The organism is Microbacterium sp. SORGH_AS_0862, from assembly GCF_030818795.1.
In the GTDB taxonomy this organism is placed as follows: Bacteria; Actinomycetota; Actinomycetes; order Actinomycetales; family Microbacteriaceae; genus Microbacterium.
The window spans coordinates 1,909,471-1,926,567 of the sequence record NZ_JAUTAY010000001.1; the positions used below are offsets into that span (position 1 = coordinate 1,909,471).

Annotated in this window: 18 protein-coding genes; 4 read left to right on the plus strand and 14 right to left on the minus strand. The window is 71.6% G+C overall.

Annotated features, from left to right (window positions below):
* Positions 1-344: 344 nt before the first annotated feature.
* Entirely contained in the window at positions 345-1,256 is a 912-nt protein-coding gene (locus QE377_RS09240; RefSeq protein ID WP_307322181.1) for a PHB depolymerase family esterase, read from the minus strand.
* Positions 1,257-1,286: 30 nt separating this feature from the next.
* On the opposite strand from QE377_RS09240, the gene QE377_RS09245 reads away from it, so the two are divergent.
* A complete protein-coding gene (locus tag QE377_RS09245) occupies positions 1,287-1,634 on the plus strand; it encodes a MerR family transcriptional regulator (protein ID WP_307322184.1) in 348 nt (115 codons plus the stop codon).
* A gap of 2 nt (positions 1,635-1,636) precedes the next feature.
* Here QE377_RS09245 and QE377_RS09250 read toward each other — a convergent pair whose 3' ends face one another.
* Entirely contained in the window at positions 1,637-1,825 is a 189-nt protein-coding gene (locus QE377_RS09250) for a hypothetical protein (RefSeq protein WP_307322187.1), read from the minus strand.
* A gap of 4 nt (positions 1,826-1,829) precedes the next feature.
* The gene (locus QE377_RS09255; RefSeq protein WP_307322190.1) at positions 1,830-2,276 is read right to left on the minus strand and encodes a GNAT family N-acetyltransferase; all 447 of its coding nucleotides are present in this window, start codon (positions 2,274-2,276) and stop codon (positions 1,830-1,832) included.
* Between the two features lie 39 nt (positions 2,277-2,315).
* On the opposite strand from QE377_RS09255, the gene QE377_RS09260 reads away from it, so the two are divergent.
* Together QE377_RS09260 and QE377_RS09265 are read left to right on the plus strand one after the other, a co-directional pair.
* A complete protein-coding gene (locus tag QE377_RS09260; RefSeq protein ID WP_307322192.1) occupies positions 2,316-2,795 on the plus strand; it encodes a GNAT family N-acetyltransferase in 480 nt (159 codons plus the stop codon).
* 24 nt (positions 2,796-2,819) lie between these two features.
* The gene (locus QE377_RS09265) at positions 2,820-3,233 is read left to right on the plus strand and encodes a dehydrogenase (protein ID WP_307322195.1); all 414 of its coding nucleotides are present in this window, start codon (positions 2,820-2,822) and stop codon (positions 3,231-3,233) included.
* Positions 3,234-3,481: 248 nt separating this feature from the next.
* On the opposite strand, the gene radA is transcribed toward QE377_RS09265, so the two are convergent.
* The 10 genes from radA to add all read right to left on the minus strand — a co-directional run bounded on the left by radA (position 3,482) and on the right by add (position 15,256).
* Complete coding sequence (gene radA / locus QE377_RS09270; protein ID WP_307322198.1) at positions 3,482-4,831, minus strand: DNA repair protein RadA; 1,350 nt, start codon at positions 4,829-4,831, stop codon at positions 3,482-3,484.
* A gap of 45 nt (positions 4,832-4,876) precedes the next feature.
* Complete coding sequence (locus QE377_RS09275; protein ID WP_307322201.1) at positions 4,877-5,749, minus strand: hypothetical protein; 873 nt, start codon at positions 5,747-5,749, stop codon at positions 4,877-4,879.
* 183 nt (positions 5,750-5,932) lie between these two features.
* The gene (locus QE377_RS09280) at positions 5,933-7,045 is read right to left on the minus strand and encodes an acyl-CoA dehydrogenase family protein (protein WP_307322203.1); all 1,113 of its coding nucleotides are present in this window, start codon (positions 7,043-7,045) and stop codon (positions 5,933-5,935) included.
* Positions 7,046-7,062: 17 nt separating this feature from the next.
* On the minus strand, positions 7,063-7,977 hold the full coding sequence (locus QE377_RS09285) for an ABC transporter permease (protein WP_307322206.1): 915 nt from the start codon (positions 7,975-7,977) through the stop codon (positions 7,063-7,065).
* Positions 7,974-9,146, minus strand: coding sequence for an ABC transporter permease (locus tag QE377_RS09290; RefSeq protein WP_307322210.1), 1,173 nt, complete (start codon positions 9,144-9,146; stop codon positions 7,974-7,976). Before QE377_RS09290 ends, QE377_RS09285 begins: the two co-directional genes overlap by 4 nt.
* Positions 9,143-10,951: an adenine deaminase C-terminal domain-containing protein gene (locus QE377_RS09295; protein WP_307322212.1), complete on the minus strand. Its 1,809-nt coding sequence runs from the start codon at positions 10,949-10,951 to the stop codon at positions 9,143-9,145. Before QE377_RS09295 ends, QE377_RS09290 begins: the two co-directional genes overlap by 4 nt.
* Positions 10,948-12,477: an ABC transporter ATP-binding protein gene (locus QE377_RS09300; protein ID WP_307322214.1), complete on the minus strand. Its 1,530-nt coding sequence runs from the start codon at positions 12,475-12,477 to the stop codon at positions 10,948-10,950. The genes QE377_RS09295 and QE377_RS09300 overlap by 4 nt, the downstream gene beginning before the upstream one ends.
* Positions 12,477-13,487, minus strand: a complete 1,011-nt coding sequence (locus tag QE377_RS09305) for a BMP family protein (protein ID WP_307322217.1) — start codon at positions 13,485-13,487, stop codon at positions 12,477-12,479. Before QE377_RS09305 ends, QE377_RS09300 begins: the two co-directional genes overlap by 1 nt.
* Positions 13,488-13,532: 45 nt before the next feature.
* Entirely contained in the window at positions 13,533-14,162 is a 630-nt protein-coding gene (locus tag QE377_RS09310; RefSeq protein WP_307322219.1) for a hypothetical protein, read from the minus strand.
* A complete protein-coding gene (add, locus tag QE377_RS09315; RefSeq protein ID WP_307322222.1) occupies positions 14,159-15,256 on the minus strand; it encodes an adenosine deaminase in 1,098 nt (365 codons plus the stop codon). Before add ends, QE377_RS09310 begins: the two co-directional genes overlap by 4 nt.
* Positions 15,257-15,440: 184 nt before the next feature.
* On the opposite strand from add, the gene QE377_RS09320 reads away from it, so the two are divergent.
* Positions 15,441-15,929, plus strand: a complete 489-nt coding sequence (locus QE377_RS09320) for a nucleoside deaminase (RefSeq protein WP_307322223.1) — start codon at positions 15,441-15,443, stop codon at positions 15,927-15,929.
* A 385-nt stretch (positions 15,930-16,314) separates the two neighbouring features.
* On the opposite strand, the gene QE377_RS09325 is transcribed toward QE377_RS09320, so the two are convergent.
* Positions 16,315-17,067, minus strand: coding sequence for a GntR family transcriptional regulator (locus QE377_RS09325; RefSeq protein WP_307322226.1), 753 nt, complete (start codon positions 17,065-17,067; stop codon positions 16,315-16,317).
* Positions 17,068-17,097 lie beyond the last annotated feature (30 nt).

Consider the following 17,097-nt stretch of genomic DNA (forward strand, 5'->3'; position numbering starts at 1 on the left):
GCGGACGTTTCCTGAAGGCTGGTGCTCTTCGGTTCGACGACGATGGTTTGTCGGTCTACCAGGACATATATCCTCCTGCAACTGGGGCTGTCGGCGAGATCGGTTGCTACGGTTAGCCACTCAGCGATTGCATGCACTTCGCAGACGAAGGTTGAACAATTCGATTCGGGTTTGGCAGTAAGCGGCGGAGCTGCTGAGTTCGTCGTAGTTCCAGATCCACTGCAGCCCGGAGAGTTGTACGATCCCGCGCACGCGCTGGTGCAGATGCGAGCAAGCTACCCGTCGAATACCAAGCGCAGAGCTGCGATCGGCCAACTGGCGAGGTCGGTGTTCACGGTCTTGGACTAGCGGTCCAGCCCGAACAACTCGGCGGCGAGGTCGGCGACCGAGATGCTCGTGGCCGTGCGGCCGATCAGGCGCGGCCCGGGCTGGGGTCCGGGGACGGTGTGGCCGCCGCCGTGCACCGTGACGAATGTGACGGGCGGGTGGCCCGCCTCCCGCCAGTTGGCGCGCTCGATGCGCGTGCCGTCGGGGCGCGATGCCGCATCCGCCCGTGTCATCGGGGGTGCGGAGATGCCGTTCCGCCGCGCGAAGTACGCGGCGGTCCCGGGAGCGGAGAGGGACGAGCCGCCGACGCGGAACACCAGCTGCGCCCAGCGCCGCATCCGTCCGCCGGTGTAGGGGGCGATGGGATCGGCCGTGCCGTGCACCAGCAGCACGGGCACCGGATGCGGCGCGGGAGCCGCCTGGGGGAGCAGGAAGCTGTCCGACTCGGGCAGCGTCGCGGCGACGATGGCGCCGCCGGCGAGGGGGGAGGCATTCTCGTGGAGCAGTCGCATGACCATCTGGCCGCCGTTGGAGAACCCGATGGCGTACACGCGGTCCGCATCGATGCCGTGCGTCTCGCCCAGCCGGGCGATGACCGCCTGCGCGAAGGTCGCGTCGTCGATTCCGGCGAGCCGGGCCGGGAACCGGCTCTCGCGGCGCGCGTCGTTCCAGTTGCCGCGATAGCCGTCGAGATACGCCACGAGCGCGCCCTTTCCGACGAGCGCGTCGTACGCGCCGCCCGTGAACGCGCGATGGACCTCGCCCGACTGTCGCGACCCGTGGAAGACCAGCACGAGCGCCTGCCCCTGCCTCCGCGGGCCGACAACGGTGAACGTCCGCATCCGCCCGTCTACCTCGATGTGCTCCGTCATGACCTCCGCCTCTCCGACCCGGTTCCGCGGGTCGCTCGCGACGATATGCTTTGACATCGTGTCAAGGTCAAATCGAGGGGCAGGCGCATGATCATCGGCGAGCTGAGCGATCGGAGCGGCGTCAGCGCGCGCTCGATCCGCCACTACGAGAAGCTGGGCCTCATCAGTCCGCAGCGCGGCGACAACGGTTACCGTCACTACTCGGACCGGGCGGTGCCGATGGTGGCCACGATCCACGCCATGTTCGAGCTCGGGTTCACGCGCGACGACGTTCGGGCCGTCCTGCCCTGCGCCACGGGCGAGAAGTCGCACGGCGACGCAGAGCTGCTCGGCCGGGTGGCCGAGATGCGGGAGCGGGTGGCAGGCCGCATCCGCACCCTCACGGAGACGGAGCAGGCGTTGGCCGGCTTCCTCGCCGTCAACCGGGGGCGTTGAGACTAGGGCCTCATGCGGCGCTTACCGGCCGTGAAGGCCACCACGAGCCCCCATCCGCTGAGGGCGCCGGTGATCCAGGTGATGTAGTGCAGCCACGACGGTGCGCCGTTGAGGTCCCAGATCACGAAGAGGGTCGCCAGGATGAGGCCGACGGCCGCGGCGACGATGCCGATGATGCGATCGCGGTTCATGCGCTCACGGTAGCGGCGCGGCCGGTTCCCGTTGCAGGAATGCGTCGACCTCGTCTTCGTGGTACAGCACGAAGCCGTGTCGCTCGTACAGGCGCCGCGCGGGAGAGCCCTGCAGCACGTTGAGCCGCAGCGGTGCGTCGCCCGTGCTCTCGTCCAGCACGAGGGCGAGCACCTGTGATCCGATCCCGCGGCCCTGGTGGGCCGTGGCGAGATAGAAGTGCTCGACCCAGACGCCGTCGGATGCGGGACGCACGGCGATGCTGCCCGCATCCTGCCCGTCCACGACGATCACGCGCGTGAGGGCGGGGTCGAACGCCTTCAGGAAGCGCTGCCGCACATGGACCGGGTCGTACCGGTCGAGCCGCTCGAGATCGGGCCGCATGACCTCCGCGCGGAGCTCTGCGATCCACGCCGCGTCGTCGGGGGTGCTCGCGCGCAGGCTCCAGCTCATCCGTCCATTCTCCCGCGCCGGCGGGTGTGGAATGGAGGGATGAACCCTGCCGTGGTCCGCAGCGCCGCCGTCGGCGATGCCGCGGCGGTGTCCGAACTCCTGCGCGCGTACCACGAGCACACCGAAGCCGAGAAGGTCGCGCACGATCTGCAGGAGTCCGGGCCGCTCGCGCCCGCCTACGCCGCCGAGATCGACGCCCCGGCCTTCCCCGGTGCGGACGTGCTGCTGGCCGAGCACGACGACCGCGTCGTCGGGATGGTGGTGCTGCGTGTGGACGGAGCGGATGCGGAGATCAAGCGGCTCTGGGTCGACGTCGAGGCGCGCGGGGTCGGAGCGGGCGGGGCGCTCCTCGCCGAGGCGGCGCGACGCGCGACGGCGGCCGGGGCCGCATCCCTCCGGCTGTCGGTCTGGGACTGGCGGCGCGGTGCGCTCGGACTGTACCGGAGCCGCGGCTTCGTCGAGGTTGCGTCCTGGGAGGTGCGGGAGCGTCTCGTGTGCCTGCGGATGCCGCTTCGCTGACGACGCGGCGGATACGCTGGGGGGATGGCCGGCAAGCAGAAGCGCGGGAAGAAGCAGCAGCCTCCGCTGGAGTTCCGCAACACCGCGCTGACCGATGCGCTGCAGACGCAGGACATGGCGGCGGTGGCGTTCGCGCTGCGGCACGGGCCGACGGTCGTCCCGCTCATGCGCACCGGCGAGAGCGACAACCCGCTGGATGCCGGCGAGGTGTGGACGTATCGCGACCCGAATACCGGGCAGGTGGCGCTGCTGCTGTTCAGCGACGCCGCGCACAAGCCCGAGACGTTGCCGCCCACGGTCGGGCTGCAGGGGCCGGACTGGCTCCGCAGCTTCCTCGGCGCGCACCGCGACGAGATCACGACCGTGTTCTTCGACATCGCGGGCCCGCATCCACTGCAGGCCACTCCCGCCGACCTGCTCGCCGCCCTCGAGGTCTGAGTCCCGGGGTCTCCGCCCGGCCTGTGGGCGCGAGACGGCCCCGCGAGTGCCACGGGCCCGCGGCTCCGCGAGTGCCACGGGCCCGCGGCTCCGCGAGTGCCACGGGCCCGCGGCCCCGCGAGCGCCACACTTCTGCGCAGATGCGCCAGTGATCCTCTGTGGCGGATGCGGAGAAGTGTGGCAGTTGCGCAACTGCGACGCAGTTCGGGAGAGAGAAACGTGTGCCGGCGGAGGCGGCAGGCTCGCGATCAGCGGTGGGAGGCGGCGGGGGTGGGGATGTGCACCCGGCCGAGAGCGGAGAGCAGATCCTTCGCGCCGGAGTCGATGACCGTGGTGTAGCCGAGGCGGCCGGCCTCGGTGCGGCGCTGGGACAGCTGCGCCACCGGACGCACCTCGCCGGTGAGGCTCAGCTCGCCGATCGCGGCGACCTGATGCCCCACGGGGCGATCGGTCGCGGCGCTCGCGATGGCGAGGGCGATCGCCAGGTCGGTGGCGGGCTCGGTGATCTTCAGACCCCCGACGGTCGACACGTAGATGTCGCGCTCGCCGACCCGCAGCCCGGTGCGGCGCTCCAGCACGGCGAGGATCATCGCCACCCGTGACGACTCGACGCCGTTCACCACGCGACGCGGGTTGGGCCCGGATGCGGCCACGACGAGCGCCTGGATCTCGACCGGCAGTGCGCGGCGCCCCTCGAGCGCGACCGTGACGCACGTGCCGCTGACGGGGGCGCCCTTGCTGAGGAAGAGGCCGGAGGGGTCGGGGACCTCGCTGATGCCGTCTCCGGTCATCTCGAAGCAGCCGACCTCGTCGGTGGGACCGAAGCGGTTCTTGAGCGCGCGGACGAAGCGCAACGAGGTCTGCCGATCGCCCTCGAAGTGGCAGACCACGTCGACGAGGTGCTCGAGCAGGCGGGGGCCGGCGATCGAGCCGTCTTTCGTCACGTGTCCGACGATGAGCACCGGCAGCGCGCGCTCCTTCGCGACGCGGATGAGGGTCGCCGCGACCTCGCGCACCTGGCTGGGATGTCCGGCGAGACCCTCGCTGAGCGAGGAGGACACCGTCTGCACGCTGTCGACGATGAGCAGCGACGGCTGGACGTCGTCGATGTGGCCGATGAGGGTGGCGAGGTCGGTCTCGCTCGCGAGGTACAGCTCGTCGTGCAGTGCGCCCGTGCGCTCGGCGCGCAGGCGCACCTGCGCGGTCGATTCCTCCGCGCTCACGTACAGCACGCGATGCCCGTCGCGAGCCGCGCGGGCGGCGACCTCGAGCAGCAGGGTCGACTTGCCGACGCCGGGCTCTCCGGACAGGAGGATCGCCGCGCCCGGAACGATGCCGCCGCCCAGCACCCGGTCGAACTCGGCCACGCCGCTCGCGCGCCGCGGCGACTCCGCGGTCGTGAGCTCGGTGATCGGCCGGGCCGCGCGCGCGGCGGTGGGGGTCACGGGCGTGAGCGAGCGCATCACACCCGTCGGCTGCGCCGCTTCGACGACGGTTCCCCACTGCTGGCATTCGCCGCAGCGACCCGCCCACTTCGCCGTCGTCCACCCGCATTCGGTGCAGCGGAAGGGCGCGGGAGCGGGACGACGGGTGGCCATGCTCTCAGGCTACGCGGCGCCTGGGACATCCCCGGGCGGGCCGGGTCAGTCGGCCGCGGAGACGGAGACGAAGTCGCCGGGCTTGGTGCCGCCGGTCGGGGAGAAGAGGATGCGCTGGACGTTGCCCGCATCCGCCGGGTCGAAGAGCAGGGGGCGCCGTGACCCGGTGGTGGGGAACTGCTTCGTCGGCACGACGACGATGGACTTCACCCAGCGGCTCGTGCCGTCGGTGTCCTCGAAGCGCAGAGTGACCTCCGCCATCATCCGGGAAGAGTTCGGCTCGCGAAGCGGGGCGTCGGTGACCTCGGCCTCGACCATCGCGCCGCTCTGGAGCAGATGCGTCGCGAGTTCGTTGTTCAGGCGACGGCGCTTCTGGGCGCCCAGCCGGCCGAGCAGCGTGAGCACGGTCAGGAGCGCGAAGATGCCCGGCAGCCACCACTGGGCCGCGTACATGATCCACGCGCCCGCATCCCAGTTCTCGTTCTGCCCGAACGTCGGGTCGATGGCGATGCCCACCGCGTCCGGTGCGGTCCACAGCGTGGTGGCGTACCAGGAGCCCAGGGTGAGACCGGCCAGCACGATGGGCAGCGGGCCGAGCAAGGCGAAGCCGTCGGTGCGCCCGGAGTACCGGTGGTTCCACGTGCCGTACGCACCGACCATGATGATCGTGGCGACGATGCCGATCGGCAGGGACCAGCTGCGCAGCCAGATCGGGATGGCGGTGTCCCACGTGCTGAAGACGCTGTTGATGCTCATCACGCGGAACTGGTCGACGAACCCGCCGATGCCGAAGCCGATGACCGCCGTCGTCGCGAGCGATGCGACCCCGAACAGGATCGTCGCGATCAGAGCGGTCGGGCTCCCCTGGTACTTCGCGTTGCGGCGGGCTTCCTTCTCGCGGGGATCGATGAGGCTCATCATTCCAGCGTATCCACCGACGCCCTGACGACGAGACGGCGGGACGCCGAACATAAGGATGCGTGGCGGCGGCCGCCGGGAACGTCGAGGAGGGGGGTCCTCGGCGTGCCTCGGGCGGATCATCGCCGCCACGCACCCCGACCCGGGCACCGCTTCGCCGAGCGAAGGCGGCACCCGGGGGTCTCACCCGCTCAGCACCCAGCCCCCGACGAGTTCGGAGCTGAACGGAACGGAGTAGGCCATGAGCGCGCCCGCCTGCGCGTCACGGAAGATGCGCTGGATGGGGGAGGAGACGAGGAACCCGCCGCCCCCGCCGATGCGGACCGCGAGGGCTGCCGTGCGCTTGGCGACCTCGTTGGCCAGCATCTTCGTCTCGGTCGCCGCGGGCATCGCCTCGGGGGATCGCTGGTCGGCGAGCCACGCCGTGCGCTCGGCCATGAGCGTCGCCGCCGTGAGCTCCGCCCACGCCATGCCGGTCTCCTGGCGGACCCACGTGGCCTCGGCGAGGCTCGTGCCGCCGCGCACCTTGCCCGCGGTCTGGGCGATCGCGTCGATCGCGGATGCGGCGATGCCGAGCGAGAGGAACGCGAAGCCGACCGTGATGAGGTTCGCGTAATCGGGGGCGGGCGGACCGGTCAGCCGCGAGCGCAGCAGGGGCGTGCCGTCGAAGAGGATCGTGCGGCTGCGTGTCGCCCGCATCCCCATGGTCTCCTCGATCGGGGGAAACGAGACGGTGTCGTCGACGGTGACGCCGAAGAAGGCGGGTGCGCCGTCGATCCGGGCGTTCAGGAACAGGTGGTCGGCCGCCTCGGAGCCCGAGACGAAGAGCTTGCGGCCGGTGAGCGACCAGTCCTGGCCCACCGCATCCGCGTCCTGCTGGGATGCGAGGAAGTGGTTGCCGCCGGCCGGCTCGCTGAGGGCGTTCGCGAACCGCTTGCCCGCCTTCAGCTCCGCCGCGAAGAAGGCGGCCTCTTCGTCGGACGACAGCGTCACGAGGGCGTGCGCCGCCCCGAGGTGCATGAGCCACACCGTGGCCACGGCGGGGTGGGCCGCGGCGAGCGTCTGCACGACGGCGCCGAGCGTGGCGTACGACAGCGCCTCGCCGCCGTGCTGGCGCGGCAGGAACGCCGCATCCAGCCCCGAGGCCGCGAGGGCGCGCAGGTGCTCGATCGGCAGGCGCGCCTCGGCGTCGTCGGCGGCCACGGTCGCGGCGAAGCCGGCGGCGAGCTCGCGGGCGGTGTCGACCCAGTGCTGCTCGCCGGCGGGAGGGGCGACGGGGGACGGGCGGGTGAGCATGGGCGGGTCCTTTCGGGTCAGGACAGACGGAGGTGGGACAGCTGGCGGCGCAGCTGGGCACGGGAGGTGAGAACGAGCACGACGAGGGTCACAAGGTACGGCAGCGCCGTGTAGAGCTCGCTGGGAAGCTGGATGCTGGTCGACTGCGAGAGCAACGAGAAGCTCTGGAGGAAGCCGAACAGCAGGGCGCCCAGCGCGATGCCGATCGGGTTCATCCGGCCCATGATCACGATCGCGAGCACGATGTAGCCGCGGCCCGCCGTCATGTTGGGTGTGAACGAGCCGATCGCCCCGACGGCGATCACGGCGCCGGCGAGGCCGGCCGTCGCGCCGCCGATGAGCAGCGCCCGCGCCCCGACGCTGCGCGGGCGCACGCCGCGCAGGGCCGCGGATGCGGGATCCGAGCCTGTGGCGCGCACCTGCAGGCCGAAGCGGGTGAAGCGCATGACCAGCCAGGCGGCGGCCAGCAGCACGAGCGTCGCGTACACGAGCGGGCTCTGTCCGAACAGGGCAGGTCCGATGAGCGGGATGTCGGTGAGCAGGCCGAGATCGATCGGGGCGATCGTCGGAACGCTCACGTTCGTCCGGCCGGCGGGGATCCAGAGCTGGAACAGGTAGGTCGACAGTCCGAGGCCCAGCATGGTGATCGCGAGACCGACCACGATCTCGTTCGCCTTGAGCGTGTATACCAGCACATTCATGAGAAGCGCCAGCGCGATGCCGACGACGGCGCCGGCGACGAGACCGAGCCAAGGGCCGAACGAGCTGCCGACATAGATGGCCGTGAAGGCGCCGAGGATCATCATGCCCTCGATGCCGAGGTTGAGTCGTCCCGCGCGTTCGACGAAGCCCTCGCCGATCCCCGCGATCACGAGGGGGGCGGCCAGCGCGATGGCACCGGCCAGGATCGACGCCCAGAGTGCGATGGTCATCGGGTGCCCTCCTCGGCGGCGATCTCGGCCTCGACGACCGGTTCGCCGGATGCGGCCGCCGCATCCGTGATCTCCTCGGCGGAGAACGCGCCGTCATCCGGCGCCGGAGCCAGCCCCGGATGCGCGGGGGCGACGAGCCCCGGCCGTGACGCGGCGATCACCGCGACGCCCAGCAGCAGCACGCCCTTGATGACCTCCGCGATGGACGACGGGATGGTTCCGGTCGCCGACTGCATCCCGACCGCGCCGACGGTGAGGGCGGAGAAGAAGACGGCCGCGACGGCGATACCCGCGGGAAGCAGGCCGCCGAGCAGGGCTACGGCGAGACCCGAGAAGCCGACGCCGCCCGAGACCGAGCCCAGCAGACGCTCGTTGACGCCCGCGATCTGCAGCCATCCGACGACGCCGGCGCCGGCGCCGGAGACGAGCATGGTGCCGTAGAGTGTCCGCTGCCGCGTCGCGCCCAGGCGCAGTGCGAGCGCGGGGCGCTCGGCGAAGACGGCGACGCGGGTCGCCTGCCGCGAGCGGCGCCACAGCTCGAACAGCACCACGGCCACCACGACGAGCAGGATGCCGACGTGCGCGCGGGTGCCAGGGATGAGAGCGGGAAGGGCCGCCGCGTCGGGCAGGCGCTCGCTCTGCGGTGTCGCCGTCGCCTCGCCGCTGGCGAGCCACGTGCGCAGCGTCCAGCCGAGGAAGCCGGTGGCGACGTAGTTCAGGAGGAGGGTCGAGAGGATGACGTTGACCCGCCAGCGAACGGCGAGCCAGGCCGGCACCAGCGCGAAGGCGGCTCCGCCGACGGCACCGGCGAGGAATCCGACCAGCGCGTAGACGGCGGCGGGCGCCGCATCCGACGTCACGTCACGTACCCAGAGGATGGCGGCGGTCGCGAAGATCGCGCCCATCGTGACCTGGCCTTCGGCGCCGACCGAGAACACGCCCGCCCGGAGCGCGGGGATCAGCGTCAGCGCGACGATCGCCACGGGAGCCGCGCCCACGAGCAGCTCGCCCACGCGGTACGGCGAGCTGGAGACCCCCTCCACCAGCCCGCGCAGACCCGTGAGCGGGTCGGCGCCGGCGAAGAGGATGAGTGCGACCGCCACCAGCACGACCGCGGCGACCACGCCCCCGGTCAGGGCGACGGACCGCATCCGGGAGGAACGGATCACGCGTGCTCCTCGGGGTCGTGTCCGCAGGCGTCGACGGGGCCCGGCACGAGCACGTCGACGAACTGCTGCGTCGCCGCGTCGATCAGGCCGAGTTCGGTCAGGCCGAGGTCGGGCACCACGTAGAGCCCCACGAACGACAGGATGATGTACGGCGAGGCGATCGTGCAGCCCAGCTCGTGGGTCGCCGCGTGCCCGGCCGCGAGGGCCGCGGCGGTCTCCTCGAACGGGGCGTCGCTCATCATCCCGCCCACCGGCAGTGCGACGCGGGCGAGGACCTCGCCGTCGGCGACCGTCACGAAACCGCCGCCCATGCGGCCGAGTTCCTCGACCGCGAGACGCATGTCGTCGTCGTCCGCGCCGAGCACCGCGATGTTCATGTTCGGGCAGTTCATCGTGATCGCGATCGCGCCGCGGCCGAGGCCGAAGCCCTTCACGAAGCCGTGCCCCGCGAGCGCCTCGCCGTGGTGGCGGTCGACGACCGCGATCTTGAGCACGTCCTGCGAGGGGTCGGACATGACCTGGCCGTCCACGACCGGCAGGGATGCGGTGAACTCCCGCTTGAAGTAGCCGTTGTACATCTCCATCGCGCGCACCCGCACACGCGTGGTGCCCTCGGGCGCGGCGACGAGCAGCAGGTCGGCCGGCAGATCCTCCGGCAGGTGCACGGTGTCGCGCGCCCAGTCGGGCAGCACGTCGGTGTTCTCGAAGAGGGCCACGCCGTCTCGGGCGACGAGGCGCCCTGCGACGACCACGGCCTCCGGCCGCACCTCGGCGAGGTCGCGGACGACCTGGAGGTCCGCGAGGCGGGAGGGGGCGAGCAGGCCCAGCACCTGGTCGAGCCGGTAGTAGTGGGCGGGCTGGGTGGTGGCCATGCGGTACGCGAGCTGCGGGTCGACACCGAAACGGATCGCCTGGCGCACGTGGTGGTCGATGTGGCCCTGGGTGTGCAGGTCGAGAGCGTGCTTGTCGTCGGCGCAGAAGCTCAGGTGGCGAAGCGCCGGCTCGATCGCCTCGAGATCGGCGAACAGGGGGACCGTGTTGTCGGCCAGCGACGATCCCATGACGGTGATCATCGCGCCGAGGCGCGTGCGCTCCAGCACCTCGTCGACGGTCGAGGCGTTGTGGTCGTCGCTGATGCCCGCCGCCAGGTAGCCCCAGAGCGATTCGTGCGTCTGCGCCGCCGTGTGGCCGGTGAGACGGCGACCCGCGACGAGCGCCTCACGGAACCGACCGGTGGAGAGCTCGCCGTAGTCGAACGGGTTGGACTCCCCGAGGGTCGCGGTGTTGTCGTCGTGCAGGCGTGCGCGCACGACCTCCTCCTCGATGACCGCACCGCCGCGCTCCAGCGCGAAAGAGGTGGGGGTGGTCGGCGAGACCTGCTGGAACACGTGCAGCGGCGTCGTCGTGGACAACGCCAGGTCCATCCCCCGCGCACCCCAGACGTTCGCCGCGCCGTTCGGGTCGGTGAGCACGGTCGTCGTGCCGCGGGCGACCGAGAGGCGGGCGAGTTCGCCCGGCGTGAGGTTCGTGTACTCCACGTGCAGGTGGGTGTCGATGAAGCCCGGCACGACGTGGCATCCGCGCGCGTCGATCTCGGTGCCCGCGGTCGGCACGTGGTCCCACGGCGTCAGCGTCGCGATGTGCCGCCCCGCGATGAGGACGTCGCGCTCAAGCCACTCCTCGGTGCCGGGCGACTGCACGAGCCCGCCGCGCACGATCAGGTCGGGGACCGTGTGCCCCGCCGCGACGGCGCGCAGGTGCACGAGCTCCTCGGTCGTCGGCAGCAGGTCGGTGAAATCGGTCATGAGGTCTCCTCTGCGGGGTCGAGCCCTGCCATCGCGGCGCCGATACGGGCGGTGGTCGCCGTCGCCGCGGGCAGGTCGGCGACGATACGTCCATCGAAGACGACGACGATGCGGTCGGCGAGACCGCGGATCTCGTCGAGGTCGTGCGAGGCGACGGCGACGGCCGCCCCCGCCTCCGCCGCCTGAACGAGGCGGTCGCGGATGGCCTGGGCCGCCCGAAGATCCAGCCCCTGGGTCGGCCCGTACGCGAGCACGACGCGCGGTGCGCCCCCGGGCCAGCTGTGACCGAGCTCGCGGGCGGCCAGCAGCTTCTGCTGGTTGCCGCCGGACAGACCGCCCGCGGCGAGGGTTGCGACGGCGGGTCTCACATCGAAGGCGGTGAGGCGCTCGCCGGCCGAGGCGCGCGCCTCACCGCGGGTGCGGCGGTCGGTGCGCACGCCGCTGGCCGCCTCGTAGAGCGCCAGCGTGTCACCGAGCGAGAGGGCGGGAACGAGCGCGTCGCTGCGCTCCTCGGGGATCCACGCCACGCCCCCGCGGAGCAGCTCGACGGCAGAGGGCGCTGTGCGTCCCTCGAAGACGAGGGATCCGGATGCGGGTGCCCGCAGCCCCGCCAGCACGTCGATGAGCGTGTTCTGGCCGCTGCCGGCGACGCCCGCGATGCCGACGATCTCGCCGGCGCGGAGATCGAGCGACACATCCGTCAGCGCCGCATCCGTGTCCGACGAGGCGTGGACGCCCTGCACGGCGAGCACCGTCTCGCCCGGGATGCGGGGCGCGCGCACGGCGGGCTCTTCGAGGTCGCCGACCATGAGCCGCGCGACCTCGGCGGCGGAGAGCCCGCGCGCCGGGCCGTGGTGCACGCGGCGTCCGTGCGACAGGACGGTCACCTCGTCGGCGACCGCACGCACCTCCTCGAGGCGGTGCGTGATGAGCACGATCGCCGTGCCCAGGGCGCAGAGTGTGCGCAGATGGTCGAACAGGCCCCCTACTTCGCGGGGACCGAGGCTGGCGGTGGGCTCGTCCAGGATGAGGGTCGTCGCGCCCTCGGCGAGGGCGACGACGATCTCGCCGAGCTGGCGATGGGCCTGGCTCAGTCGTGCGGTGGGAATGTCGAGGTCGACGTTCACTCCGGCGCGTTCGAGGGTGTCCGCCAGGGCCGCGCGTGCGGCGCCGCGACGGGCGATGCGCGTCGAACCGACGAGCAGCAGGTTCTCCACGAGGCTCAACTCGCCCACCAGGCTCAGCTGCTGCGGAACCATGTTCACGCCGCGCCCCTTGCCGGCTGCGCGGTCGCGGGGCGCATAGGAGGTTCCGTCGAGCGTCATCGTGCCCGCATCCGCCGACTCGATGCCGGCGAGGATCTTGGCCAGCGTCGACTTGCCCGCGCCGTTCTCTCCGACGAGGGCGTGCACGGTGCCGGCGCGCACGGCGAAATCGACGGCGTCCAGGGCGCGGACGGCGCCGAAGCTCTTGGAGACCGACCGGGCGACGAGCGCCCGGTCGGTCTCAGGGGTGGGGGTGGTCATCAGGAGATGGTGACACTTCCGTCTTTGAGGCCCGCGATGAGCTCGTCGACCTTCGAGGCGACGTCGGACGGCACGGCACCGTCGACGCTGTTGATGTCCTGGTAGACCAGGCCGCCGTTCTCGAGGGTCGAGGTGACACCCTTGCCCCCGAACTTCTTGTCGGCGACCTCTTCGACCCACGCCTTGACGATCGGGTACATGTCGAGATCGACCGTGGACACATTTGTCTTGAGCGCCTCGGCACCGGCGGCGGGGGAGACGCCCACGGAGAGGACGCCCGCCTTCGAGGCTGCGGCACCGACACCGGCGGCGATGCCGTCGCCGGTCGTGTAGACGAGCTTCGCGCCCTGGCCGATGAGGCCCGTGGTCGCGGATGCGGCGGCCTCGGCGTCGTCGAAGCTTCCGGCGTAGACGACGGGAAGCAGCTCGGCCGACGGGTTGGCCGCGAGCGCGCCCTGCTGGAAGTAGGAGTCCGTCGCCTTCACGAAGTCCAGCTCCAGGCTCTCCACGCGTCCGATCGGCGATGCCTGGGTGAGGCCCGCGATGTAGCCGGAGAGGTAGCCGACCTCGGGAGTGCTGTAGGTCCAGGTCTCGACGTTGTCGGTGTACTTGTCGAGGATGTCTGCGCCGCCCGAGGCGGTGAAGTGGGTGTCGGGGAAGTCCTTGGCGACGGAGAAGATCGCGTCGCCGAGCTCGATGCCGTGTCCGATGACCAGGTCGAAGCCCTGGCTGGCGAAGTCGGCGACGACGGGCTCGCTGGTGGCGGGGTCGGCCATCTGCTCACGCAGCTCGTACGTGATCAGTCCCTCGTCCTGGAGCTTGGCGAGGGCGTCGGCCAGTGCCTGGTTGAAGGCGCCGTCGTTCGCGTTGCCGGGGGTGAGGGCGCCGACGCGGATCACGTGATCGGATGCGGCGGAGGACGACGTGGCGTCGGCGGTGCCGGAGCAACCGGCGAGTGCGAGCGCGGCCGTCGCGGCGATGGCCGCGGCGAGGAGGGGGCGAAGACGCATTGCGGTGTCCTTTCGGGTGGGTGTTGCGGGTTCGGGTGGTGCGGGTCAGGAGGTCGAGACGGTGAAGCCGGGGGCGAGGGTGGCCCCCACGAAGGCCGCGCTGTCGGGGGACCAGTGCGCGAGCACGGCTCCGGTGGCGCGGTCGAAACACGGGTCGAGTCGGACGTCGGCGGCGGCCGCATCCGGGTGCAGCGCGGCATCGGCCACGCAGACCACGGGTGTCCCGTGCAGGGTGCGGGCCGTCCCGGTGGCCGGCAGTCGCCCCTGGCGATCCAGGGCGATGAGGGCGGCGGTCGCGAGGAAGCCGCGCAGCTGCGTGTCGTCGGCGCAGTCCGCCGCGTCCTTGGTGCAGCCCTCGGTCCAGGAGATGGTGCCGGCCGCATCCACCGAGACGGCGCTGCGCTGTGTGCCGAGGGCGGTGTCGCCCTGACCGATGACCTCGATGCGCGCCTGGAAGGCGTCGCCGTCGCGGCGCACGTCGATGCGCTCGGTGTACAGCGGCTCCGACTTCGTGCCCGTGACCTGCCAGTGCGCATCCCAGCCGGCGACGAGAGGTGCGAGCTCCACGGTGTCGTCGAAGCGGGCCAGGGCCGCGCCGGTGAGTGCCGTCGCCACGACGACCGCTCCTGCGCCGCAGGCGGCGGCCAGGAGGGACAGGCGACGGCGACCGCTCATACCGGAGCGACCTCGCTCACGGCCGCGAGCTCGGCGTGCAGCCGGCTCTTCGTGTCGACGTCGGCGAACGACGCGTCGATGGAGCGTGCGGCGAAGCCGACCAGATCGGCGTAGTCGAAGCCGAACTGCTCGGCCGCCACCGCCCAGTCCGCCTCGAGGGTGGTGCCCAGCGGCGCCGGGTCGTCCGTGTTCAGCGTGACCGCGACGCCGGCGGCCAGCAGACCCGGGAGGGGATGAGCGTCCCAGTCGGGGTAGATGCCGAGCGTCAGGTTGGAGCGCGGGCACACGCCGAGACTGATGCCGTCGGCGATGAGCCGGTCGATGAGGGCCGGATCCTCGATCGAGCGCACACCGTGGTCGATACGCTCCGCCTGCAGCAGCTCGACCGCATCCCACACGCCCTCCGGTCCGCTCGACTCTCCGGCGTGCACGGTGCGGTGAAGACCCGCGGATGCGGCGAGCCGGAACGCGCTGCGGAACTTCTCGCCGGTGCGGCCGGTGACCTTCTCGTCACCGTCGATCGACAGGGCGATCACGCGACGCGGCCTGGCGGCGACGAGCTCGCCGACCAGACGTTCGGCCTCGGCACCGGACTGGCTGCGCAGCAGGGAGTATGCGACGCCGACCTGGCAGAGGCCGTCCTGCTCCGCCTCGTCGAAGCCGGCGCCGAGCGCGTCGAGCAGGTCGAGCTCGCGTCCGCGCCACGCGTTCCAGTGCGTGGGATTGACGATCACGTCGCTGTAGCGGATGCCGGAGGCGCTCTGGCGTGCGGCGAACGCATAGGCCACCCGGGCCGCCTGCGACGGGGTGCGGACCAGCCCGCACTGCCAGTCCAGGAACCGGAGGAAGCCACTGAGTCCCGCGGAGCCCGCTCCTGTGCCGCCGCCGGTCGTGATCTCGGGGGCGGCGAAGGTGTCGTGCGTGGATATGTCGAAGAGCGTGGCGGCGGGGCCCGGCAGCGCGACGTCGTTCTCCTTCGCCAGCGTCAGCATGTCGAGCAGCGAGAACGTGCCCTCGAGGTGCACGTGCACCTCGGCCTTGGGCAGCGCGCGGATCGCCGTCTCGTCGATGCGCGCGATGTGGTTCTGCGACATGGGTCCCCTTCGGATGCGGGTGGGAGGTACAGCGGAACGCTATCCGCTTCGCTCAACTTGTCGACAAGTGGAGCAAATCTCGTTCGCGACTTGTAACACCCGCGTAATGCTCACCCCGGATTTTGGCGGATCTGCCCGCTACGGTGAAAGTCGGTTCGTAGCACTTGTTCACAAGGAGAGATTCGTGACGCACCCACTGACAGAGGCCGACCTCGCCCATCTGCGCCAGAGCATCCAGGTCGCCGAAGACGCGGTCGCGCACGGCACGCATCCGTTCGGTTCGATCGTCGTGAGCGCCGCGGGCGAGGTCGTCTCCTCGTGCGGCAACAACTCCCTGCCTCCCGAGGGCGACCCCACTCAGCACGCCGAGCTGCAGGCGGTCGCCGCCGCGTTCCGGGTGCTGGGAGCCGAAGGGATGAAGGGCTCGACCCTTTTCACGAGCGCCGAGCCGTGCGCCATGTGCTCGGGCGCCGCGTACTGGTGCGGCATCGACCGTGTGGTCTACGCGCTCAGCGAGCACCGCCTGCTCGAGCTCACGGGCGACCACCCCGAGAACCCGACGTTCTCGCTGCCCTGTCGTGAGGTGTTCGCACGCGGTCAGCGTGAGATCGAGGTCGTCGGCCCGCTGCTCGAGGACGAGGCCGCGAAGGCGCACGTCGGCTTCTGGGTCTGACTCCCGCGGCGGAGCCGAGCCGGCCCCGCCCCCGCCTCGGCTCCGCCTCTCCGCCTCGGCTCCGCCTCTCCGCCTCGGCTCCGCCTCCCGCTCGGCTCCGCCTCCCGCCTCGGCTCCGCTCCGCCCCCTGCTCGCCTCTCCGCTCCGCGGCCTGCTCGCCTCTCCGCTCCGCGGCCTGCTTCGCCTGTCACAGATCGAGGCCCGCGGCGCCGTTTGTGACAGGTGAGCACGAGTCCTTCTCGCTCGCCTGTCACAGATCGACGCGTAAGGCGCGATCTGTGACAGGCGAGCGAGCTCAGGGAGCGCCCGTACGGCGACCGCGACCCGAGCGAACGGACCCGGATGCGAGCGCGCGCGGACGCGCACGCGGGTGGGGATGCGGGGCTCAGGCGCCGCCCCAGGGCGGGCGGACGGTGCGCACGAGCGAGTACGACACGATGTCGGGCGCGTGGTACTCGAAGCTGTGCATGAGGCGGCGCCCGCTGGCGCCGATACCCACGATCTCGGAGGTCATGACGGGTGATCCCTCCGCCCGCTCGAACAGCGCCGCGAGTTCGCCGTGGAGGGTCGCGACGCCCGGCGTCGAGACCTCCCAGATGACCGGCTCGCCCCAGACCTTCGCGGCTGCGGTGAAGACGGACTCGTCGGGGTCGAAGCTGCGCTCGGCGGTGTCGAGCGGAAGCAGGTCGTCGGCGATCATCGCCACGACGCCGTCGGCGCGCCAGCGTTTGCGCACGGCGAGCGCGGGCATCTCGGCGGCCAGCTCCATGAGCGCCCCTGCATCCGGGCCGAGGGCCTTCGTGCCGCTGGAGAGCGTCTCCACCTCCGACTGGTAGCCGAGGCGGTCGAGCAGGTCGGTGTGCTCGAACTGCTCCTCCAGGCGCACGCTCAGTCGCAGCGCGATCGGATCCACGGTCGTCACCGAACCCTGTCGGCGGCGCACGATGCCCTGTGCCTCGAGGGCGGCCATCGCGTTGCGCAGCTGCTGCCGCGTGCACTCGAGGCGCGCCGTCAGATCCAACTCCCCCGGCAGCGGAGTGCGGCTGGCCGCGGCTTCGCGTACGAAGCGCAGCAGACCGTGGAGCACGCGAAGGTGGGCGCGATCGCCGAGCGGGCGGGGCAGCGGCAGATACGTCACAGCGGGACCTTCCGGGTCGCGAGCACGGCT